We start from the raw sequence: 22347 nt of genomic DNA, 5'->3' as shown, positions 1-22347 counted from the left end.
CATTCGCTAATGTGCGAATTCGAAATTCGCTCGCCGAGCCACGCGGCGGATGGGATTTGGATGGCCGCCCGCGACGGGAATGGCGAAGGATTGGGGTTTGAGAATGACCATGCCCGACGACCGGCTGATGACGCTGGAAATCCGCGCCGCCGAGCAGGAGAAGACCATCGAGGAATTGTCCGGCCAGATCGCCGAGCAGTGGCGGGTGATCGAACGCATGCAGCGCAAGCTCGACGCGCTGGCCGACCGGTTCCTGGCGCTGGAGGAGCAGGCGGCGCCCGACGTGCCGATAACCAAGCCGCCGCATTGGTGAGCACGACCAGGGAGCGCAACGCCAATGGCCAGTGACGCCGATCGCATGGCACGCGCCGGGGACTATGTGCTCGGCCTGATGGACGACAGGGAACGGCAACGCGCCGAGCGCGACCTGGAGGTCGATCCCGCCTTCCGCGACGCGGTCGTGCGGCTTGCGGAACGCATGCATGTCTTCGATCGCTCCAGCCCATCCGACGTCGAGGAACATTGGACGCGGGTCGCACAGCGCATCGCCGAGATGCCGCAGATGCGGGTTATTGGGCTGGATACGGATGGGCTGAAACGGCCGATCCACGGCCGGACCCGATCAACTTACGAAATGAGCCTGCACGTCTTCGGGGGCCGGCGTAAGCTGCTGACGGCGCTCGCCCTCGTCGCGGCCTTTGTGCTCGGCTATATCGCCAGGGGATCATGAGCCCAGCCGACGCGACATCAGCACCATCGTTTCGCCGTCCTGGCTGAAGACCTCGACCGTGTCCCATCCAAGCCGGCCGTAAAAATTACGCGCTTCCCACGTGTAGAGGTGGACTGTCTCCACGCCCATCGATAGCGCATGGGCTTCGATCGCCCTGACCAGCGCGACGCCGATCCCTCGGCCCCGATATCCCTTTTCGACAACAAGCCCGGCAAGCCACGGCGTCACGTCATGCGCTGGCTCCAACTCGTGGCGGACCATAAGGCAGGTGCCAACCAGCACATCGCCGATCCGCGCCACATAGCCCGCCTCGAACCCGTCTCCGGCAAGCAATTGGCGAAGCGCGGCCGCATCGTCTTCAAGGGTTCTTCCGGTTCCTTCGAAAAAGGCGGACAGGCGCAACTTCGCGACCGCGACGACATCAAGCTCGGTCATGGCTTCGATTGTCAGTTGCATTGCGGTCCTTGATGCTTGTGCTTCGGGAATTGGTGAAGGCCTTGCCGAATCCGGTAAAACAAAACCGCCGGGCTTTCGCCCGGCGGTTTGTAAATCATGACTTTCTGTCGGCGCCGATCAATACGGGCAGGCGTTGTCAGCCGTGTAGTCGTGCACCTTGATCGTGCCGGCGATGATGTCGGCCTTGGCCTTCTCGACGGCGGCCTTCATGGCGTCGGTCACCAGCGCCTTGTTGTTGTCGTCCATGGCGTAGTCGACGCCGCCTTCCTTGAGGCCGAGATTCTCGACGCCGCCCTTGAAGGTGCCGTTCTTGCCGTCCATGAAGGCGGTGTAGACGGCAACGTCGACGCGCTTCATCATCGAGGTCAGTACCTTGCCGGGCTGCAGGCCGTTCTGGTTGGAATCGACGCCGATGCCAAGCTTGCCCGCGTCAGCGGCCGCCTGCAGCACGCCCACGCCGGTGCCGCCGGCGGCGGCATAGACCACGTCGGAGCCCTGGTCGATCTGCGTCTTGGCGATCTCGCCGCCCTTGGACGGGTCATTCCACGCGGCCGGCGTGTCGCCGGTCATGTTCTGGATGACTTCGGTCGCGCCTGCCGATTTCGCGCCGCCGACATAGCCGCATTCGAACTTGCGGATCAGCGGGATGTCCATGCCGCCGACGAAGGAGACCTTCTTCGACTTCGATGCCATAGCCGCCATGATGCCGACGAGGTACGAGCCTTCGTTTTCCTTGAACACCAGCGAGCGGACATTGGGCAGGTCGACGGCATCGTCGATGATGGCGAATTTCAGATCGGGATATTCGGTCGCGACCTTCTTCAGCGCATCCTCCCAGGCAAAGCCGGCCATGACGATCGGGTTGTGGCCGTCCTCGGCGAAGCGGCGCAGCGCCTGCTCGCGCTGCGAGGCGTTGGACACCTCGAACTCGACATAGGGCGTGCCGGTTTCGGCCTTGAACTTCTCGGCGCCGTGATAGGCCGCCTCGTTGAAGGATTTGTCGAACTTGCCGCCGAGATCATAGAGGATGGCCGGCTGGACATCCGCGGCAAATGCCGGAAGAACCATTGCGGTTGCGGCCAGGAGGCCGAGAACGATACGTTTCATGTGATCCACACCCTGTCGGTTATTTTTCCGTTACGCGCCGCCGCCCGCCCGGTTCACCGGCAGGCAAGCGACGTCAGGCAGGAGTGTATTTCCCTCCCGCTCACGGCCAATCTGGCACGGCCCGAAACAAAATTCACGCGGAATTTTGACCTTTTGGAAAAGCATGGCACGACAGGCTGGCGCCACGGTTAATTCCTGCCGTCGCAGGCTTCAGGCGGAGATGGCGGAGGGAATGGCGCAGGCGACGCCCGTGCCCCTAAGGTTGCAATAGCCATTGGGGTTCTTCGACAGATATTGCTGGTGGTCCTGCTCGGCGAAGTAGAACACCGGCGCCGGCGCGATCTCGGTGGTGATCTTGCCATGCCCCGCGCCCCGCAGCGACACTTCATAGGCGTCGCGCGATGCGATCGCCGCCTGATATTGCCGGTCGCCGGACGTATAGATCGCCGAGCGATAGGTGGTGCCGACATCGTTGCCCTGGCGCATGCCTTGCGTCGGATCGTGGCTTTCCCAGAACAGCTTCAGCAGTTCCGCATAGGACACCACCTTGGGATCGAAGACGATGAGCACGATCTCGGTATGGCCGGTAAGGCCGGTGCAGGTCTCCTGGTAGGTCGGGTTTGGCGTGGCGCCGCCGGCGAAGCCCACCGCCGTGACCCATACGCCCTCGATCTGCCAGAACAGCCGCTCCGCGCCCCAGAAGCAGCCGAGCCCGAACATCGCCGTTTCCAGCCCTTCGGGATAAGGGCCTTTCAGCGGCCGCTTCGACACATGGTGCCTGGACGCCGTCGCTATCGCCTTGGCGCGGCCCGGCAGCGCCTCGGAAGGCTTCGGCAAATTGAGCTTCTTGTTCAGCATGTCGCTGAGAAAGAACATGCAGGGTCTCCCTTATCTTCGTGCCGGGACGCCGGTGGCGGAGCGACGACGGATCATGAAGTCGGAGCGAACTGCCCCTTGGGCCGCTCGCGCCGGTAGCCGATGGCGTAGAGAAGGAAGGCAAACCCCGCGAACACCGCGAAGCCGGGCTGGTTGAGCACCCAGGCGATGGCGCCGTCCCACACCAGCGGGTTGGTCTTGGCGCGCACGAACGTCTCGAACGCGCTTCGGGTGTCGGGCGAGACGGCGAGCCAGCTCGTATTGAGCGGGGTCATGACCAACGCCGACGCAGCGACGGAGCGCGTCGTGTCGAGCACGGCCATGATCACGGAAACGGCGAGCGCCACCATGGCTGCAAGACGGAAAACGAAGCGGATCATCCAGACCTTTCCCCCCGGGGATCTCACCGGGCTTTCAGGCCCTGTTTCGAAAACCAGACATAGTGCGCGCGTGCTTCGTCCGCAATCACGACACATGAATTTGAGGCAGGGCTAGGTTGCCGGCCTCCTCTTTCGCCGGTTGACGCGCCAGACGGCGAAAACCCCGCCGACAATCGCGCCCAGAACCAGCCCGCCAAGCCCGATGAACAAGGCAAAATAGCCACAGGAACCCTCGAAGCAGCTCATGCTGGTGGCGTCGGCGATCAGCGAGCCGGCGGCAAACCCGGCAACGGCTCCGATCGCCGCGCCAAGGATGATCCCGAGGATGGCGGCGACCACCGACAGCAGCACCGGCGGTCTTTCGGTTTCCGCACCGGAATAGACCAGCTCGGCGCCCGAGCCGCGGCGCAGAAGGTAGATGCAGAGCAACCCGACGGCGATCTCGATGGCGGTGATGACCAGCCCCCTCCCCGAGAAGACGAAATGCGGCATGGTCAGCACATAGGCCTGCCGCGCCAGCAGCCACACGATGGTGACGGCCTGCCAGATGGTGAAATGGCGGGGGAAACGCGCGGAACGGCCAAAGGCGAGCCCCAACAGGTACAGCCCCCACAGGATGGTGACGATGTTGGCGATGAGGCCGCTGTAGATCAGGTAGAAGACGTTGTCCGGCAGATCATAGGCGCCGAACATCGGCCAGAAGGAAACCAGGCCGTAGACCGCCCACGCCATGACGAAGACGAGCCAACCCGGCGGCACATAGGAAAGGCCGCTGTCCTGGGAAAGCCCGCCGCCTGGCGGCCTTGCCGGCTTTTGGTTGGTCGTTGTCATCCCAGGTCAAGTCCGCTTCGCGGTGCAGTCGACAGCCGGCCCGGCATGAAGTCAAGAACGGCGGCCCCGGGGGGCTCCGCCTGTGCACATCATTCGCCATCCACGGCAAAGGAAGCGCGGTAAAAACGGCATTGCAAAACCATCCGCGGCGAACAAAGCAGAACGAGTGCCATTATGGCTTGGCATTCGGCGCGGGATCGACTAGATGAGCCCCGCACCTGTTGCTTTGACGGCTCAGATGCTGGGGAAGAGATGCTCGTTGGTTGACGGCATCTTCGCTGCGGATTTCCGCAACGCCTGCCCGAGGGAGATGCATCTCCCCAACCCGCGCGGCGAAACCGGCCGGCGCGAAATGCAAGGACGGAGAGGTGGCCGAGTGGTTGAAGGCGCACGCCTGGAAAGTGTGTTTACGGGAGACCGTAACGCGGGTTCGAATCCCGCTCTCTCCGCCAAAGTCTCTCCCTAGCTAGCTGAAAATCCTTTATGATTTTCCGCCGGCACTAGCCTTCCCCACTTCCTTGCTCATTTGACGTTTTGGAAGGAGCGCCTGCTGCCCCTCCAATCCGATCGCGGTCTATATCACGGCACTATTTCGAATTGCGTCGCCCAGTCGTCGATCAGATCGAAGATCGGGCTGAAGTCGAAATACCGCTCGTCCAGCTTACGGGCGAGCTCGGCATCGCCGGCATCGCTGATAGCGGCGAGGATACTTTCAAGGCTGACGACACCGAACGGTAGCGCATTGCCGCCGGCCGACCCCAAATGTCGTCGGTAGGCTTCAATGGTCGCCGCCATTTCACCGTCATTCCTGACTACGAAGGCCTGGCAGAGGGAGCGCAATCGCGGCTGGAAACCGACGCTCGAGCGGAAGACCGGAACCGGCTTGACGGAACATTAGCTGTCTCTAAAAGTTTGTGCTTGCGGCGGGTGCCCTCTATCGCCTGCTGAGGATCGGCTGACAGCCTGATCGGCCCGCGTTCTCCGCCAGAGGCGCGGGCTTTTCTATAGGCAATTACGCTTCTGCGCGGTTAGAACTTATAGTTCAAGCCAACGCGAACAATATCGGAAACGATGTCGTGCTTGTATTGAAGGGCGGCGGCCCCGACGGAGGTTGCCACAGTCTGCTCGACGTTTCCGAAATCCGCATGCAAATACTCGGCTTTTGCAGTCCAGTGGTCCGCAAACGCGTACTCGGCTCCTAGACCAACTACCCAGCCGGCTTTGGTCTCGCTGAGGCTGCCGCTCCTCACCTGAGTCCCGTTGAAGAAACCGTTGGAGTCGGCAATATCGAAGCCGCCAATTGCCAAGCCGCCCGTGCCGAATACCAGCAAACGGTCAAAGGCATAGCCGAGCCTAGGGCGCACGGTTGCCACGAAGCGTGGCTTGATCTGGTCAGCGACAAAATCACCAGTAAGAAAGCCTGGAGGCTGCAACAGGATCGTGCGCGATGCATCACCGGTCGTCGCGCTGATGTCAGCTTCTAGACCAATAACAAGATTGCTAACCTGCCAATTGTAGCCGGCCTGAATTCCGCCGATGAAGCCGCTGGGGGAAAGTTTACCTGCGCTACGCGTTGAAGGGTCGACACTGAACGCACCCGCATTGGCAGTGCTAGTCGAGATACTGTCGCGCACCCAATAGCCTCCGGCGGTTGCCCCGAAATAGGCGCCGGACCAGTTGTAGGTCGAAGCTACTGGCAGCGGCTCTACGTTTACGGCATCGGCGGCAAAGGCGCCCCCAGACAACGCCAACAGTGCGGCGGTCGCAAGCAGAATAGATTTCATGACAAGCACCTTGAACTGGAGGGAGAGTATTAGTTTCCTCTAACGCAGAAACCTACCGTCCGCCTTTTGCGCTAGGCAATTAATTGCTTGTGTTGCGGTATAGCAACACAAGACGCGTGGCAGCCACCCCTGCCTCAGCAGCTCGATTATTTCGCCCGGCGCGGATTGCTCGTCCGCAACCGGCCGCCAGGACGCGCGAGGCGCTTCCCCGGTGAGGCAGTGGGTCAGGGGAACGCTCGCTGGCGGGGCTATGCTCGGGGCCAGGCAGGAAGCCCGCCACCATGAGGCAGCGGGTCAATGTCGCCAACCTTGGCAAGTTCAATGGAGACTGCCTCATCCTCGTCGTGCGCGAGCTGCGTTAGCACGCGGTGCGCTAAGGTTGGAGATCCACAAGATCCCTCGCGATTGAGAGACCCCGCTTGTCTTGCGCGCGCAGAAGCTGGGCGTCATTTCCGGGCCAATCTCTCGGGCATTCCGATATCAGTCTCTATGCCTAGAACTTGGACTGCCCAATCTCTCATTTCAGGCGAAGCATCGCCGGATTTTAGAATCGAAACAGCCAGAGCACCCATATCGGCAGGCGGTTTTTGGCTGGTGACCAAGTAGGTGAAGTACCCAACGACGACGGCACAACAGATTGATATGATCGGCGGTAGGAACTGTATTGCTTTAGAGGCTACCGGCCACGGTCGCCAAGTTGCACTGATTTCCGAGGATGCCTCGTCAATAAGGTCAGCCATTGCACTGTCCTCAATTTGAATATCATGCCGTCTGGTAACTTCCGCTTTATTAGTTAAAATGCGGATAAACCAGTCTTGGCCCTGCATCCCGGCGGGGATTGGCAGGTGCGAGAAGGCCGCGCCGGAGGTAAGGCGCAGCGGTCCGCGCTGGCCGTGGCCGGGACTGGCGGTCGCCGCCAACTGCTGGAAAATACCGCGATCGCGGGCTGGGCCTTCGCTTCCGTCTGGCTGGAGCCTTCTTGACTGGATGTACCATTCTGGGACGCGGGGCTTGGCATTTGAATTGCCTACCTCATCTATTGCCAAGAGGGTTGTTGCGGGAGGGTGTCATGAGTTTGGAAGAAGTATTTGCTTTCGGTAAACCGAACCGGGTCCCTGGAAGCGCCAGCGTCAGCAGGCTGACAGGCGGGTCGGGGCCTTTCAACGTTACGGTCTGTGCCGCGGCTCTTCTTTACGTCCTCATCGTGGTGTTGACGATTTTCTGACATCGGCCGCAGCCGGCGTGATCGCATGAGCGGCTTTCGATCCTGGCTTGCTCGCGCGACGTCATCCACGGACTGGGATTCAATGTGAGGCTTTGCGCTTGAGCGCATCAAGCTCTCCCAGAAGATGCCAGTCGAGCACGATCGTCATTGCCCTTTGCTGTCCCCTGGGGTGCCCACAGCACCAACAGCCCGCTGCCTCGCCCCCTATCAAGGCAGCGGACTGGCTTGGCAATGCGAGTCCACCGGTCATTCGCAAAGCGCCGCCGCCAGCTCTAAGCCGCTGACGCCCCTTTTGCCGTCACCGCGCGGTGGATCTCTTCGGTCAGGTCATTGTTGACCTTGATGAGCCGGTGCAGCTCGTCCTGGATCTTCAGGAGCGCCTCGGCGTCCCTGTAGGTCTGCAGCGCCTGCTTGTCCGAGGCCGCGGCCGAAACCTTCTGGCCCACCATGATCACCGACAGCAGCACCAGTTGCAGGAATGTCTGGGCGATCCAGGCAATCAGCGTCGCCACCCCGCCCTGGACGGCGGCGGGCAAGCTGACAAGGGCGATAGCCGCGAAGGCATAGGCACACCACATCGTGCCGACGGTGTTGGTGATGACGAGAGCTATCCGCCCGTTCAGGCCCACCTGTTCATGCTTGGTCAGGTGCGGCCCCATCTTCTCGCGTTCCTTGAGCCGCGGATTGGGAATGTGTTCGATTGTCTTCATTGTTGAGCCCTCATTGCAGGAGTGAGCAGTCCGCGGTTGGACAATGGCGTGACGCACAGTGGTGGCAGGTGCGAACCAACGCCAGCGGATTCTAATTATAACTGTCGCTAATATTTTCTCGGCACCATCCGGAGAAGTTGCCCGGCCCCGGCTCACCCATGTGATCCGCACCGGTCGAGATAACGTGTCCCACCGGACGCATGGCCTCTGTTGTGCCTCGCTCGGGGTCGGTGCTAGCGTGGCGCCTGCAACCAGCGGGTGAGGGTTCGATGCGAAGAATAGTTGGAACGTTTTTGATTGGCATGATTGGCGTCGCACAGGCCTATGCCGGCGCACAGATACTGCGCCATGAGCCGGCCAGCGGCAAGATTCGCGCCGGCCAGACAGTGCTTGTCGACGACGGCAGCTGCCCCAAGGGACAGGTCATGGAGGTCAAGGCGGGCAGCAATCGAAGCGTAAGCACCGGCGCGAGACTGAGCGGGTCGAAACGCACCCATCGCTGCATCCCGCATCCCTGAGCGGCCCGCCGCGCAAAGAAAGCGCGCCTGACGGCTCATCGTCTTCGCAGCCCGACAAACAGCTGCATTCCGAGGCAGGCCGCCATCGGCGGATTGGCGAACGCAGCTGGTGAATCTTTATTGCCGTCATCGCGCGGCTCTGTCGGCCACGCGAAGCCGGCAACATGACCATCCTGCCCCCCGATCAGCCCCAAGGGCTGGGTCAAAATCTATATAAAATTCCTATTTCTTTCCGCGCCGCCCCGTCTCGAACCTTTATGGCGATCGGGTCCATATACCTCTTGAGAAATTTTTCGGGTGCCGCGCCATTTGGAAATGGAACGGTCCGTCTTCACGGTATTGCGCGCTTCACGACCAAGGGCGCAAAGTACAAGCGGAAATAAGGAACAGCGTGATGGACATCATTCTTGTCGGGCTGGGGCTTTTGTTTTTTGCCCTGTCCCTCGTCTACGTCAAAGTCTGCGACAGAATCTAGGCAAAGGATCAAACCATGCTTATCGACTATATTCTCGGTGGCGGCGTGACGTTGTTCCTGCTTGCCTACCTGACATATGCCCTCGTTCGCCCAGAACGTTTCTGATCGCCGCAGGCACGGAAAGCCAAACCCATGACACTCTTCGGATGGATACAGATCCTCGTCTATTGCGGGATCATCATTTTGCTCGTGAAGCCGCTCGGCGGCTACATGTACCGCGTCTTCAACGGCGAGCGCACGCTTCTGTCGCCGGTTTTCGGTCCCCTCGAGCGCGGGCTTTACCGCATCTGCGGAACCAGCGACCGCGAGGAACAGCATTGGACCACCTATGCCGTGGCCATGCTGCTGTTCAACCTGGCCGGCTTCCTGCTGCTCTACGTCCTGCCGCGTGTCCAAGGGCTGTTGCCCTACAATCCGGCGGGCATGACCGCCATCACGCCCGACCTCGCCTTCAACACCGCCGTCAGCTTCGTCACCAACACCAACTGGCAGAACTATGGCGGCGAGAGCACGATGTCCTACTTCGTGCAGATGGTCGGCCTCACCGTGCAGAACTTCCTGTCGGCGGCCACCGGCATCGCCATCGCCATGGCGCTGATCCGCGGCTTCGCCCGCGCCTCGGGCAAGTCGATCGGCAATTTCTGGGTCGATATGACCCGCGCCACGCTCTATTTGCTCCTGCCGCTCTGCATCGTGCTGACGCTGGTCTATGTATGGCTCGGCATGCCCCAGACCTTCGGTCCGTATGTCAGCGCCACGACGCTTGAGGGCGCGCAGCAGACGATCGCGGTTGGTCCCGTCGCCACGCAGATCGCCATCAAGATGCTGGGCACCAATGGCGGCGGTTTCTTCAACGCCAACGCCGCGCACCCCTTCGAGAACCCCGACGCGATCTCCAACCTTATCCAGATGGTGACGATCTTCGCCATCGGCGCGGCGCTGACCAATGTCTTCGGCCGCATGATCGGCAACCAGCGCCAGGGCTGGGCGATCCTGTCGGCCATGGGCGTCCTGTTCATCGCCGGCGTCGTCGTCTGCTACTGGGCGGAAGCCGCTGGCAACCCGCTGGTCCACGCTCTGGGCATCGACGGCGGCAACATGGAGGGCAAGGAAAGCCGCTTCGGCATCGCGCTCTCGGCCCTCTTTGCGGTTATCACCACGGCCGCGTCCTGCGGCGCCGTCAACGCCATGCATGGCTCCTTCACCGCGCTCGGCGGCATGATCCCGCTGATCAACATGCAGCTTGGCGAGGTCATCGTCGGCGGCGTCGGCGCCGGTCTCTACGGCATCCTGATGTTCATCGTCGTCGCCGTCTTCGTCGCCGGGCTGATGGTCGGTCGCACGCCCGAATATCTCGGCAAGAAGATCGAGGCCAAGGAGGTTAAGATGGCCATGCTCGCCATCCTGTGCCTGCCGCTGGCGATGCTGATCTTCACGGCCATCGCCGTGGTGTTGCCAAGCGGCGTCGCCGCCATGGGCAATGGCGGTCCGCACGGCTTCTCCGAGGTCCTCTATGCCTACACCTCGGCCGCCGCGAACAACGGCTCGGCCTTTGGCGGCCTCAGCGGCAACACCCCTTGGTACAACATCACGCTGGGCATCGGCATGCTGATGGGCCGCTTCCTGGTCATCATCCCGGCGCTCGCCATCGCGGGCTCGCTGGCGGCGAAGAAGACTGTCCCGGCGTCGGCCGGCACCTTCCCGACGGACGGCCCGCTTTTCGTCGGACTGCTGGTGGGCGTCATCGTGATCGTCGGTGGCCTGACCTTCTTCCCGGCATTGGCCGTCGGACCGATCGTCGAACATCTGGCGATGATCCATGGACAGACGTTCTGAGACAGTCATGGCCTGGTTCAACCGCACGCGTCGCAAGGACCGGCCCCGGGCCGGCAATGAGGGGGAGGCAACTCCCCCTCCCTTCCCGACCGTGTCCACATTCCTCGGCATCGCGGCAGTCATGATCGTGATCTGGCTGCTGGCCTACGGGCCGCCGCACTTCCTTTCGGCATCCGATCGATCGGCGCCGTCCAACACCATCGGCACTGGAGCCAACAAATGAGCCAGTCTAAATCCGCGAGCATCATGGATGCCCGCATCCTGTGGCCCGCCATCGGCGGCGCATTCAGGAAACTCGATCCGCGCACCCTGATCAGGAACCCGGTGATGTTCGTCGTCGCCGTCGTGTCGGCGCTGACCACCGTGCTGTTCATCAGGGATCTCATCACCGGCGGCGGCGATTTCAAATTCACGCTGCAGATCATCATCTGGCTGTGGTTCACGGTGCTGTTCGCGAATTTCGCCGAAGCGGTCGCCGAAGGCCGCGGCAAGGCGCAGGCCGATTCGCTCCGCAAGGCGCGCACCGAGACCCAGGCCAAGCTGCTGACCGGCGAGGACCGCACCAAGTTCAAGCTGGTGCCGGGCACCAGCCTGAAGGTCGGCGACGCCGTGCTGGTCGAAGCTGGCGACATCATCCCGTCGGACGGCGAAGTGGTCGAGGGCGTCGCTTCGGTCAACGAAGCCGCCATCACCGGCGAGTCCGCCCCCGTGATCCGTGAATCCGGCGGCGACCGTTCGGCGGTCACCGGCGGCACGCAGGTGCTCTCCGACTGGATCCGCGTGCGCATCACCGCCGCTTCCGGCCACACCTTCCTCGACCGCATGATCTCGCTGGTCGAGGGCGCCGAGCGCCAGAAGACACCCAATGAGATCGCGCTCAACATCCTGCTCGTCGGCATGACGCTGATCTTCGTGCTGGCCACGGCAACGATCCCGAGCTTCGCCTCCTATTCGGGCGGCTATATTTCGGTGACCGTGCTTGTCGCCCTCTTCGTCACCCTGATCCCGACCACGATCGGCGCCCTGCTGTCGGCCATCGGAATCGCCGGCATGGACCGCCTGGTGCGCTTCAACGTGCTGGCCATGTCGGGCCGCGCCGTCGAGGCCGCTGGCGACGTCGACACGCTGCTGCTCGACAAGACGGGCACGATCACGCTTGGCAACCGCCAGGCGACCGAGTTCCGCCCGGTCAAGGGCGTCACCGAGCAGGAACTGGCCGATGCGGCCCAGCTCGCCTCGCTGGCCGACGAGACGCCGGAGGGCCGCTCGATCGTCGTGCTGGCGAAAGAGAAATACGCCATCCGTGCCCGCGACATGGCAACGCTGCATGCCACCTTCGTTCCCTTCACCGCGCAGACCCGCATGAGCGGCGTCGACATCGATGGCTCGTCGGTGCGCAAGGGCGCGGTCGATTCGGTGCTCGCCCATGTCAACCAGTCGGCCGCCGCCTCTCATGGCGCACGTCCGAGCAGCGATGCCGTCCGCGACCTCCAGGCAATCGCCGACGAGATCGCCAAGTCCGGCGGCACGCCGCTGGCGGTCGAGCGCGACGGGCGCCTGCTCGGCGTCATCCACCTCAAGGACATCGTCAAGGGCGGCATCAAGGAACGCTTCACCGAACTGCGCCGCATGGGCATCCGCACGGTGATGATCACTGGCGACAATCCGATGACGGCGGCGGCGATCGCCGCGGAAGCCGGCGTCGACGACTTCCTCGCCCAGGCGACGCCGGAGGACAAGCTTAAACTGATCCGCGACGAACAGGCCAAGGGCAAGCTGGTCGCCATGTGCGGCGACGGCACCAATGACGCGCCCGCCCTTGCCCAGGCCGATGTCGGCGTCGCCATGAACACCGGTACGGTCGCCGCGCGCGAGGCTGGCAACATGATCGACCTCGACAGCGATCCGACCAAGCTCATCGAGATCGTGGAAATCGGCAAGGCGCTGCTGATGACGCGCGGTTCGCTGACGACATTCTCCATCGCCAACGACGTGGCCAAGTATTTCGCCATCATCCCCGCGATGTTCGCCGTCTTCTACATCGCGCCGGGCCAGACCACCGGCCCGTTGCAGGCGCTGAATATCATGCATCTGGCAACGCCGCAGAGCGCCATCCTGTCGGCCATCATCTTCAACGCGCTGATCATCATCGCGCTGATCCCGCTGTCGCTGAAAGGCGTCAAGTACCGCGCGATCGGCGCCGGCGCGCTGCTCAGCCGCAACCTCCTGGTCTACGGCCTCGGTGGCATCATCGTTCCGTTCGTCGGCATCAAGCTGATCGACATGATCGTCACCGCTGTCGGTCTCGCATAAGGAACCACGTCCATGCTCAAGCAGATACGACCCGCGATCATCATGATCCTCTTCTTCACCGCCCTCACCGGCCTGGCCTATCCCGTGGGTATGACCGGCATCGCCCAGGCCCTGTTTCCCAACCGGGCCAATGGCAGCCTGATCGAGAAGGACGGCAAGGTCATCGGCTCCGAACTGATCGGCCAGGCCTTCGCCAGCGACAAGTACTTCCACGGCCGGCCTTCGGCGGCGGGCAACAACGGCTACGATGCCGCCAACTCCGGCGGTACGAATCTCGGGCCCACCAACCCGAAGCTGATCGATCGCATCAAGGGCGACGCCGAGAAGCTGAAGGCGGAAAATCCGAACCAGCCGGTGCCGATGGAGCTTGTCACCACATCCGGCAGCGGCCTTGACCCGGATGTAAGCCCCGAGGCCGCCTACTTCCAGGTCCCTCGGGTCGCCAAGGCCAGGGGCCTCGATGAAGCCAAGGTCAAGGCGCTGGTCGACAGCCATGTCGAGGGCCGCGAACTCGGCTTCATGGGCGAGCCGGTCGTCAATGTGCTGGCGCTCAACCTCGCGCTGGACGCGGCGAAATGATGAATGGTGCTGCCGGGGATCGACAGTGTCCCCGGCGCCATTCATGATCGATTCTGATGCCGGACGACAGAAGCAACGAAACCAGGCCCTCCCCAGACGCGCTGCTTGATCATGCGGAGCGCGAGGGGCGCGGCCGCCTGAGGATATTCCTGGGCGCGGCGCCTGGCGTCGGCAAGACCTATGAGATGCTGATGTCGGGCCGCGCCAGGCTGGCCGACGGCGTGGACGTCGTGATCGGCATTGTCGAGACACACGGCCGCAAGGAAACGCTGGCGCTGGTCGAGGGCTATGAGGTCATCCCGCGCCGCCACATCGACTACAAGGGGCGCGCCCTCGACGAGATGGACATCGACGCCATCATCGCCCGCCGCCCGGCGCTGGTTCTCGTCGACGAACTTGCCCATACCAACGCTCCCGGCAGCCGCCACCCCAAGCGCTATCTCGATGTCCAGGAAATCCTGACACAGGGCATCGACGTCTACACGACGCTGAACATCCAGCATGTCGAAAGCCTGAACGATGTCGTCGCGCAGATCACGCGCGTCAGGGTTCGCGAGACGGTTCCCGATTCGATCATCGACCAGGCCGACGACGTCGAGATCATCGATCTTACGCCCGACGACCTGATCAAGCGGCTGGAAGAGGGAAAAGTCTATTTTCCCAACACAGCCCAGCGCGCCATCGAAAACTATTTCTCGCCCGGCAATCTGACAGCACTCCGCGAACTGGCGCTGCGCCGCACGGCCCAGCGCGTCGACGACCAGTTGCTGATCCATATGCAGGCCCACGCCATTCCCGGACCGTGGGCGGCCGGCGAAAGGGTCCTGGTCTGCGTCGACGCGCGTCCTGGCGGCGCGGCGCGCATACGTTATGCGCGCAGGCTGGCCGACCGGCTCCGCGCCCCCTGGACGGCGCTTCACGTCGATAGCCCCCGTTCGGCCGGCATGTCCGAGGAGGACAAGGACCAGCTGGCGACGCTCCTGCGCCTTGCCGAGCAGCTCGGCGCCGAGGTGACGACCATTCCCGGTCAGAACGTGGCGCAGGACATCGTTCGCCATGCGACGGCGAACAACTTCACCCATATCGTGGTCGGCCGGCCGACCCGGTCGCGCTGGAGGGAATTGATCGAGGGCTCGCTCACCTATGATCTCATCCGCAATGCCGGCGACATCAGCGTCCATGTCATTTCGGGAAACGAGCCGAACAGCGAGGCGACGTCGAGGAGCGTCAGGACGGCGCACGAGCAGAAGCAGTTCCAGATCTGGCCCTATCTGCTGGCCACCGGCTATGTCACCGGTTCGCTCGCCTTCGCGGCTGTCCTCGACCAGTTCCTCGACGTGCGCAATCTCGCGATCATCTTTCTCATCGCGGTGCTGGCATCGGCGGTCACCGGCGGACTCTGGCCGGCGCTCTACGCCTGTCTCGTCAGCGCCCTTGCCTTCAACTATTTCTTCCTGGAGCCGCGCTACACGCTGACGATCAGGGATCCGGAGAGCATCGTTGCGCTTGGCGTGTTCCTGGTTGTCGCCGTCATCGCCAGCAATTTGACAGCGCGTGTGCAGCGTCAGGCGGTCGCCGCCCGCGCCAGGGCGCGGGCCACGGAGGATATCTACCTCTTTTCAAAGAAGCTTGCCGGCGCCGGCACGCTGGACGACGTTCTCTGGGCCACCGCCTTCCAGATCGCCTCCATGCTGAAGCTTCGGGTCGTGCTGCTGCTGCCGGAAGACGGGACGATCACAGTCAAGGCCGGCTATCCGCCGGACGACACGCTGGCCGAGGCCGATATCGCGGCCGCCCGCTGGGCCTGGGAGCACAACCGTGCCGCGGGGCGCGGCGCCGACACGCTTCCCGGCGCCAAGCGCCTCTATCTCCCCTTGCGCACGGGGCGAACGGCGATCGGTGTCGTCGGTCTCGACAATGACAAGCAGGGCCCGCTGCTGACGCCCGAGCAACAGCGCCTGCTCGATGCGCTCGCCGATCAGGCGGCGGTCGCCATCGAGCGCATCCAGCTGGTGGCCGATGTCGACCGTGCCAAGCTCGCGGCCGAGGCCGACCGGCTGCGTTCGGCGCTGCTCACCTCCATCTCCCACGACCTGAAGACACCGCTCGCAGCCATCATGGGCGCGGCCGGGACACTCAGGGAATTCGCACCGGCGCTTCCCGAACAGGACCGGGCGGAGCTGCTGTCGACCGTGCTCGACGAGTCCGAACGGCTGAACCGCTTCATCGCCAATCTGCTCGACATGACCAAGATCGAATCCGGCGCCATGGAGCCCAACTATGCCCTCCACTATGTCGGCGACATCGTTGGCTCGGCCTTGCGACGGGCGAGGAAAATCATCGGCGAGCACAAGATCGAAGTGGACATCCCCCAGGATCTGCCGATGTTGCGGCTGGACCCTGTGCTGTTTGAACAGGTGCTGTTCAATCTCCTCGACAATGCGGCAAAATACGCGCCGCCGGCCTCGACGATCCGGCTGCAGGGGTGGAGCGACAATGGTTCGATCCTGCTGCAGATCATGGATGAAGGGCCAGGCATCCCGCCCGGCGATCTGGAGCGCATCTTCGACTCGTTCTACCGGGTGCGCAAACGCGACCAGGTCCGCGCCGGCACGGGCCTCGGCCTGTCGATCTGCCGCGGCTTCATCGAGGCAATGGGGGGGACGATCGCGGCGGCAAACCGGACCGACCGTCCCGGCGCGGTCTTCACCATACGAATGCCCAAACCGACGGGACTGCCCGATATCGTTGAACCCAACGCGGACGACCTGGCATGACAAATTCGAACGTCAAGATATTGGTGGTCGATGACGAACCGCCGATCCGCAAGCTGCTTCGCGTCGGCCTCGGCAGCCAGGGCTATGCCATCAGCGAGGCCCCCAACGCCAAGACCGCGATCGAACTCGTCGATGCGGAAAAGCCGGACCTGATCCTGCTCGATCTCGGCCTGCCCGGCATGGGCGGCCACGACCTGTTGCGCAAATGGCGCGACGACGGTCTCGACGTTCCCGTGGTGATCCTGTCCAGCCGCACCGACGAAGCCGGCATCGTCAAGGCACTTGAACTCGGCGCGGACGACTACGTCACAAAACCATTCGGGATGAACGAGCTTGTCGCCCGCATCCGCGTGGCGCTCCGTCACCGGCTGCAGCAGCAGGGCGAGAAACCTGTCTTCCAGACCGGCGACCTGTCGGTCGACCTGGTGAAGCGTATCGTCAGGGTCGAGGGCAAGGAGGTAAAACTCTCGCCGAAGGAATACGACATCCTGCGCATCCTCGTGCAGCATGCGGGCAAGGTTCTCACCCATCATTTCCTGCTGAAGCAGGTCTGGGGCGATACGACCGACGTGCAGTATCTGCGGGTCTATGTGCGGCAGCTGCGCCAGAAGATCGAGAAGACGCCGGACCAACCGCGCTACATCACCACCGAGACCGGGGTTGGCTATCGCCTGCGCGAGGTGGACGGGAACGGAGCATGATCCCGATAGGCGGGTTGGGTCCGATCCTAAGGGCGCGACCGGTATTCTGAAAGGTCACGCCAAGAGTATGAGCGGCATCCGCCGCTCACCATGCACCGTCACGATGTGATACTCAGTTGGCCGAGAGTTCCGCGGTCCGGGCAAGGGCGCCGCCGAAGCCGGCGAGCGAGATCGAAAAGCTGATCGGCTGCCCGGTGTCGGCCGCGGTGGCATCGACCTTCAGCGTCGTGCCGCTCGAAAGCATCGGCGTGATGTCGGCATCGAACGCCACCGGCACCAGGCAACCGACCGCCTGGCAGGTGTTGAAGGCAAGCGTGCCGTCGAGCTTCTTGTCGTCGATCTCGAGGGCGACGCCCTTGGCCAGCGCCAGGCCGAATGGCAGCGCAAGCGTTCCGCTCGCATCCTCGCCGGTCTTCGTCGTCAGCTCGATCGCCAGCAGACGCTGGTTGGTCTGCTTGTTGAACTGCTGGTGAGACAGGCTGCACACCTTGTTCGTCCCGGCGATCTGGCAATTGACCGTCCAGTCGCCATGGGTTTCGGACAGCGCGGAAGCGCCGCCGGGCAGTTGCGGCGCCTTGGCCGCGTCGGTGGCCGCAGCCGCTGCCCTGTCCGTCTTGGTTTGCGCCGCCTCGGATACGGACGGCAAAGAGAGAGCGCACAACGCCCCCAGTGCAGCTGCGAAATAGACTTGCTTGCGACCCATGAAAACCCCTTTTTGCCAACGTTCGCCTCAAGTCAGCTAGAAGCTGACCTTGAAGGATGCGCTGACCGCATTCTGTTTTACAGTTTCCCCGAAGGCGCCATTATACCGGACGGACATGCCGACGCCAGTCACGCCATTGAGCTCAAGCCCGGCGCCGACCCGATAGAGGGGCGAATCGACGGCTTCCGTCAAGTGCAGAGCGGGATTGCCAGGCAGATTCTGCGCCGCCGCGAAGCGTCCTTCGATCTCCCACTCCTTGTTGGAGAACTCCACACCCGCCTTGCCATAGATGCGAATGCTGGCGATGTTGCTAAGTGCAATGTCAGTACCGATCTCGAACCCGGGGTCGCCGAATAGTACATGTTGGCACTGCCATCGAAATTGAATGCGGCGACCGAGCCCGTCTCCTTGCCGGAAACCCGAAGCCTGGGAACACTGACCAAAACATCGGGGGTTGGTAGTCGTCATATGACGACGGTCTTGCGATCCCTGGCGCATATTTCGGAGAATGAGACATTAGACTCCGGCGAGCCGAAATCCTTGACTCTGTTGCTTTCACCCATGGCGCCGCCGGACAAACACCCTATATCAGGGGGGAGGCCTGTTTTGTGCGGGAGTGAATCAATGTCACCGCTTCGCCCATCCACCATCCTGATGTCGGCAATGCTCGCGGCAGCCTTGCTGCCGATCGGGGGGTCGCAAGCCCTTGCCCAGTTGAACTCGGCCAGCAGCAACGCGCTGATCCAGCAAAACCAGCTGCAGACGCTGCAAAACAGCCTGCAGAGGCAGCAGTTCCAGCAACAGCAGCAGCAGTACCGTGCCCAGGACCGCGTGATCGTTCAGCAGCCGACGCCGGTGGTGCCTCAAGCCAGGCCGAGCTGCCAGACGTCGATCATTGGTACGACCGCCGTCAACAATTGCCGCTGACAAGCCGGCGCTTTCCGTTTATTTAGCCGACTTACGTGCATGCACTGCTGTGCACGTCGACGGCAGTTTTGGTTTTGCAACGGTGCCACTTCGCGCTATGGGCACCGCTGGACTGGATTCTTGACATGGCAGCCACAAAAAAGAAGGCCGTACGCAAGGCGTTGAAGGGCGAGAGGATTCGTCAGGTCGCGGCTATTCCCTTCCGGCTGAACGCAAAGGGCGAGATCGAGGTAATGCTTGTGACGTCGCGCACGACCAAGCGCTTCATCGTGCCCAAGGGCTGGCCGATGAAGGGCAAAAGCGGGCGCAAGGCGGCCATGATCGAGGCGCGGGAAGAAGCCGGCGTGCTCGGCAAGACGCTGAAGGATCCGGCCGGGACCTACACCTACTGGAAGCGGCTGGCGACCCGCTTTGTCCGGGTTGATGTCATCGTCTACATGCTGGCCGTGACGGAGGAGATGGCAAATTGGCAGGAAGGCAAGAGGCGGCAACGGGCCTGGCTGGCGCCTGCCGACGCCGCGCTTCTTATCGACGAGCCGGATCTGTCGACACTGGTGCGCACGCTGCGTGTTCCCGCGACCACTCCCGCCGGTGAGAGCCAGGACCAGCCGGCCTGATCAGCCATGGCGCTTCATAAGGGCGTAACGCCGCGGAAGCGCCAGAAATCAAGCGCTTGACTATCCCAATGCGACCGTTTCCTTGCTGGAACCGTGGTTGTTCCCTTACGTAAACTTGAGCTGTTGATGTCGCCAAGTTTTCCTGAACGGCTCCTGGCGAATTTATTAGCTGTTAAGGCCGATTTGCTAATCGCATTGCTGTCGTCGAGGAAAAGGCGACACTATAAAAAGGGGCAATTGCCTGGCCACGCCGTATCAGCGGGCAGGCAAGATTTTACGGGGTCGTCGCAATTTTCATGGCCGTTCGATGAAACTGTCATCGATGAACGCCAGCCCTCGTCTTCTCGGGCTCGTCTGGCCGTTCATTGTGGTTGTTCTCGTTCAGGCCCTGGTTGCCAGTCTCAGCCTCTATACCCTGTCGGCGGTGCGCGCCTATGTTGGCGGCGAGAGCCACTGGTCGAAGGGGCAGAAGCACGCCATCTATTTTCTGAGCCTCTATGCAGATACCGGCAACCAGAACTTCTTCGATGAATTCCGCGCAGCCATCGCCGTACCGCTGGCCGATCGTGCGGCGCGGCTTGCCCTGGAGCAGCCCGAACCCGACACGGACGCCGCGCGCGCCGGCTTCCTCCAAGGCGGAAACCATCCAGATGATGTGACAGGCATGATCTGGCTGTTCCAGAATTTCCGGAGCGTCAGCTACCTCGACACCGCCATCCGCCGATGGACTGCCGCCGACGCCATGATCCTGGTCATCGACCGGCTGGGCGAGACGATGCATCGCAGATACCGTGAAGGACCCGCATCAGCCGAACAGATCGCCAGCTGGAAAGCGGAAATCCATCGGCTCGATTACCAGATCGGACCGCTCTCGAAGGCATTCTCAGACAGCCTCGGCGAGGGATCGCGCTTCATCACGTTCGCGCTCACATTCGCCAATCTCCTCACCGCCGCGTTGCTCATCCTGCTTGCCGTATGGCGGACGCGGAAGCTTCTGGGGCAGAGGCAGGCTTTTCAGAACGCACTCAACGCCGAACGCGAGCGCGCTCAGATCACGCTGGCCTCCATCGGCCAGGCGGTTATCAGCACCGGACCGGATGGGCGGCTGGACTACATGAATGCCGTCGCCGAAAGGTTGCTGGCATGTCCGCTTGGCGCGGCCAGGGGCAAGCCGATCGCGTCGCTCTTCCGGCTGATCGACAAGGAGACGGGCGTCGAGGAGCCCCGGATCATAGAACGCCTGCTGGCCGCTGAACCACGTCGGTCCAATGTCCGTCCCCAATTGCTGCGGCGTCTGGACGGGTCCTTCGTTTCCGTCGCGCTGACCGGCGCGCCGCTTCTGGTTTCCGGCCAGGTCGTCGGCGCCGTGCTGGCATTCCACGACATGACACGCGAGCAGGACTATATCGAAAGGCTGTCGTGGCAGGCATCGCATGACGCGCTGACCGGACTTTCCAATCGCCGCGACTTCGAAAGCCGGCTGGAAAGGACAATCGCGGAACTGCCCGAAAAGGCTGTCCAGCATGCGCTGATGTATCTCGATCTCGACCAGTTCAAGCTCGTCAACGATACATGCGGCCATGCCGCGGGCGACCAGTTGCTGCGCCAGATTTCCCTGATGCTGGCCGCTGAATTGCGGCCAGGCGATATTTTCGCCCGGCTGGGCGGCGATGAGTTTGGCGTGCTCCTCGTCGATTGTGACGCCGAGCGTGCCGCCAGCACCGCCGAGCGGCTCCGCGTCATCGTCCAGGACCTGCACTTCACCTGGCAAGGCAGGCCCTTCAGCACCAGCGTCAGCATCGGCATGGTTCAGATCACCAGCACCGAAGTCACGATGGAGGAGGTCCTGCGGGCCGCCGACGTCGCCTGCTACATGGCCAAGGAAAAAGGGCGCAACCGCGTTCAGCTCCACAGCGACGGCGACATGGCCTTGCAGGAACGCTTCGGCGAGATGGCCTGGGTTCAGCGCCTGCACGTGGCGCTTGAGGAAAACCGCTTCCGCCTCTACGCCCAGGAGATCAGGCCACTCGACGACGAAGCCGCGGAAGCGGGCGCGCATGTGGAAGTCTTGCTGCGGCTGACCGATGAGGACGGAGGTGTCGTCAGCCCCGGCAATTTCATCCCCGCGGCCGAGCGTTATGGCCTCATGCCGTCCATCGACCGCTGGGTGATCAGCAACACGTTCCGGGTTCTTTCCGCGCGGCTCGCCGATCCGCAAAAGGCCCCCATCGCCACCTGTGCGATCAATCTTTCCGGCGCCACCTTCGGCGACGAGACGTTTCTCGGCTTCCTGCGCGAACAGTTCCTCGCCTACGCCATTCCGCCGCGCATGATCTGCCTGGAAATCACCGAAACCAGCGCCATCGCCAACCTTGCCGATGCCATGCGCTTCATAGCCGACCTTCGTGGGCTGGGCTGTCGGTTCGCGCTTGACGATTTCGGCTCCGGCATGTCGTCCTTCGCCTATCTGAAGCACCTGCCTGTGGACTACCTCAAGATCGACGGCAGCTTCGTCAAGGACATGCTGGAAGACCGCATCGACCGCGCCATGGTCGAGATGATCCATCACATCGGCAAGGTGATGGGCAAGCGCACCATCGCCGAATTCGTCGAAAACGACGGCATCATCGCGGCCCTGAAGTCGATCGGCGTCGACTACGCCCAAGGCTATGGCATTGCCAGGCCGCAGTCCTTCGATGCTTCGACGTCGTTCCTCGGCAATCACGCGGTATCGGTGTCAGACGACGCCGACCCATGGGCCGATCTGGCGCGCAAGCTGCGCAAGGCCAGCTGAAAAGGTCT

23 protein-coding genes and 1 tRNA gene are annotated in these 22347 nt (G+C 62.6%); 14 read left to right on the top strand and 10 right to left on the bottom strand.

The features are described from left to right. Positions 1-103 precede the first annotated feature (103 nt). Both ACO07C_RS22400 and ACO07C_RS22395 read left to right on the top strand, forming a co-directional pair. Complete coding sequence (locus tag ACO07C_RS22400) at positions 104-313, top strand: SlyX family protein (RefSeq protein WP_421916337.1); 210 nt, start codon at positions 104-106, stop codon at positions 311-313. Positions 314-337: 24 nt separating this feature from the next. Further along, on the top strand, positions 338-730 hold the full coding sequence (locus ACO07C_RS22395) for a hypothetical protein (RefSeq protein ID WP_421916336.1): 393 nt from the start codon (positions 338-340) through the stop codon (positions 728-730). Here the strand turns inward: ACO07C_RS22395 and ACO07C_RS22390 are convergent. The 5 genes from ACO07C_RS22390 to ACO07C_RS22370 form a co-directional block, all read right to left on the bottom strand. Continuing rightward, positions 725-1186 (bottom strand): GNAT family N-acetyltransferase, encoded by a 462-nt coding sequence (locus ACO07C_RS22390; RefSeq protein ID WP_421916335.1) that lies wholly within the window; start codon positions 1184-1186, stop codon positions 725-727. The two genes, ACO07C_RS22395 and ACO07C_RS22390, sit on opposite strands and share 6 nt — an antisense overlap. A 117-nt stretch (positions 1187-1303) precedes the next feature. After that, the gene (locus tag ACO07C_RS22385) at positions 1304-2293 is read right to left on the bottom strand and encodes a BMP family lipoprotein (RefSeq protein ID WP_421916334.1); all 990 of its coding nucleotides are present in this window, start codon (positions 2291-2293) and stop codon (positions 1304-1306) included. A gap of 210 nt (positions 2294-2503) precedes the next feature. Then, positions 2504-3169, bottom strand: a complete 666-nt coding sequence (gene msrA, locus ACO07C_RS22380; protein ID WP_421916333.1) for a peptide-methionine (S)-S-oxide reductase MsrA — start codon at positions 3167-3169, stop codon at positions 2504-2506. A 53-nt stretch (positions 3170-3222) separates the two neighbouring features. Next, the gene (locus tag ACO07C_RS22375) at positions 3223-3549 is read right to left on the bottom strand and encodes a hypothetical protein (protein WP_421916332.1); all 327 of its coding nucleotides are present in this window, start codon (positions 3547-3549) and stop codon (positions 3223-3225) included. Between the two features lie 111 nt (positions 3550-3660). Next, positions 3661-4380 carry a hypothetical protein gene (locus ACO07C_RS22370; protein WP_421916331.1) on the bottom strand — a complete coding sequence of 240 codons (720 nt, stop codon included), beginning with the start codon at positions 4378-4380 and terminating at the stop codon, positions 3661-3663. A 362-nt stretch (positions 4381-4742) separates the two neighbouring features. Between ACO07C_RS22370 and ACO07C_RS22365 the strand changes: the two genes are divergently transcribed. Next, a tRNA-Ser gene (locus ACO07C_RS22365) sits at positions 4743-4832 on the top strand. A 127-nt stretch (positions 4833-4959) separates the two neighbouring features. Here the strand turns inward: ACO07C_RS22365 and ACO07C_RS22360 are convergent. From ACO07C_RS22360 to ACO07C_RS22350, 3 genes are all read right to left on the bottom strand, one after another. Then, positions 4960-5220, bottom strand: a complete 261-nt coding sequence (locus tag ACO07C_RS22360) for a hypothetical protein (protein ID WP_421916330.1) — start codon at positions 5218-5220, stop codon at positions 4960-4962. Between the two features lie 188 nt (positions 5221-5408). Beyond that, the gene (locus ACO07C_RS22355) at positions 5409-6164 is read right to left on the bottom strand and encodes an outer membrane protein (protein WP_421916329.1); all 756 of its coding nucleotides are present in this window, start codon (positions 6162-6164) and stop codon (positions 5409-5411) included. A 1497-nt stretch (positions 6165-7661) separates the two neighbouring features. Further along, positions 7662-8099, bottom strand: a complete 438-nt coding sequence (locus ACO07C_RS22350) for a hypothetical protein (protein WP_421916328.1) — start codon at positions 8097-8099, stop codon at positions 7662-7664. A gap of 200 nt (positions 8100-8299) precedes the next feature. Between ACO07C_RS22350 and ACO07C_RS22345 the strand changes: the two genes are divergently transcribed. The 8 genes from ACO07C_RS22345 to ACO07C_RS22310 all read left to right on the top strand — a co-directional run bounded on the left by ACO07C_RS22345 (position 8300) and on the right by ACO07C_RS22310 (position 17298). After that, a complete protein-coding gene (locus ACO07C_RS22345) occupies positions 8300-8617 on the top strand; it encodes a DUF6719 family protein (RefSeq protein WP_421916327.1) in 318 nt (105 codons plus the stop codon). A 490-nt stretch (positions 8618-9107) separates the two neighbouring features. Continuing rightward, entirely contained in the window at positions 9108-9197 is a 90-nt protein-coding gene (kdpF, locus tag ACO07C_RS22340) for a K(+)-transporting ATPase subunit F (RefSeq protein ID WP_292584858.1), read from the top strand. Positions 9198-9224: 27 nt separating this feature from the next. Continuing rightward, entirely contained in the window at positions 9225-10928 is a 1704-nt protein-coding gene (gene kdpA, locus ACO07C_RS22335; protein WP_421916326.1) for a potassium-transporting ATPase subunit KdpA, read from the top strand. Then, on the top strand, positions 10912-11151 hold the full coding sequence (locus ACO07C_RS22330) for a hypothetical protein (protein WP_421916325.1): 240 nt from the start codon (positions 10912-10914) through the stop codon (positions 11149-11151). Before kdpA ends, ACO07C_RS22330 begins: the two co-directional genes overlap by 17 nt. Beyond that, positions 11148-13241, top strand: coding sequence for a potassium-transporting ATPase subunit KdpB (gene kdpB, locus ACO07C_RS22325; protein ID WP_421916324.1), 2094 nt, complete (start codon positions 11148-11150; stop codon positions 13239-13241). The genes ACO07C_RS22330 and kdpB overlap by 4 nt, the downstream gene beginning before the upstream one ends. Positions 13242-13253: 12 nt before the next feature. Then, entirely contained in the window at positions 13254-13820 is a 567-nt protein-coding gene (gene kdpC / locus ACO07C_RS22320) for a potassium-transporting ATPase subunit KdpC (RefSeq protein ID WP_421916323.1), read from the top strand. 56 nt (positions 13821-13876) lie between these two features. After that, positions 13877-16597, top strand: a complete 2721-nt coding sequence (locus tag ACO07C_RS22315; RefSeq protein WP_421916322.1) for a DUF4118 domain-containing protein — start codon at positions 13877-13879, stop codon at positions 16595-16597. Beyond that, a complete protein-coding gene (locus ACO07C_RS22310) occupies positions 16594-17298 on the top strand; it encodes a response regulator transcription factor (protein WP_421916321.1) in 705 nt (234 codons plus the stop codon). The genes ACO07C_RS22315 and ACO07C_RS22310 overlap by 4 nt, the downstream gene beginning before the upstream one ends. Positions 17299-17410: 112 nt before the next feature. Here the strand turns inward: ACO07C_RS22310 and ACO07C_RS22305 are convergent, their stop codons facing one another. Both ACO07C_RS22305 and ACO07C_RS22300 read right to left on the bottom strand, forming a co-directional pair. Further along, a complete protein-coding gene (locus ACO07C_RS22305; RefSeq protein ID WP_421916320.1) occupies positions 17411-18001 on the bottom strand; it encodes an invasion associated locus B family protein in 591 nt (196 codons plus the stop codon). Positions 18002-18037: 36 nt separating this feature from the next. Continuing rightward, positions 18038-18469, bottom strand: coding sequence for a hypothetical protein (locus ACO07C_RS22300; RefSeq protein WP_421916319.1), 432 nt, complete (start codon positions 18467-18469; stop codon positions 18038-18040). A 156-nt stretch (positions 18470-18625) separates the two neighbouring features. Between ACO07C_RS22300 and ACO07C_RS22295 the strand changes: the two genes are divergently transcribed. The 3 genes from ACO07C_RS22295 (at position 18626) to ACO07C_RS22285 (ending at position 22339) form a co-directional block, all read left to right on the top strand. Continuing rightward, positions 18626-18928, top strand: coding sequence for a hypothetical protein (locus ACO07C_RS22295; RefSeq protein ID WP_421916318.1), 303 nt, complete (start codon positions 18626-18628; stop codon positions 18926-18928). 125 nt (positions 18929-19053) lie between these two features. Continuing rightward, complete coding sequence (locus ACO07C_RS22290) at positions 19054-19545, top strand: NUDIX hydrolase (protein ID WP_421916317.1); 492 nt, start codon at positions 19054-19056, stop codon at positions 19543-19545. A 322-nt stretch (positions 19546-19867) separates the two neighbouring features. Continuing rightward, positions 19868-22339: an EAL domain-containing protein gene (locus ACO07C_RS22285; RefSeq protein ID WP_421916316.1), complete on the top strand. Its 2472-nt coding sequence runs from the start codon at positions 19868-19870 to the stop codon at positions 22337-22339. Positions 22340-22347: the final 8 nt, after the last annotated feature.

It is taken from the genome of Mesorhizobium sp. (assembly GCF_965229135.1).
GTDB lineage: Bacteria > Pseudomonadota > Alphaproteobacteria > Rhizobiales > Rhizobiaceae > Mesorhizobium.
The sequence above is the reverse complement of the archived record's forward strand: the minus strand, read 5'-3'. Positions and strand labels throughout refer to the sequence as shown.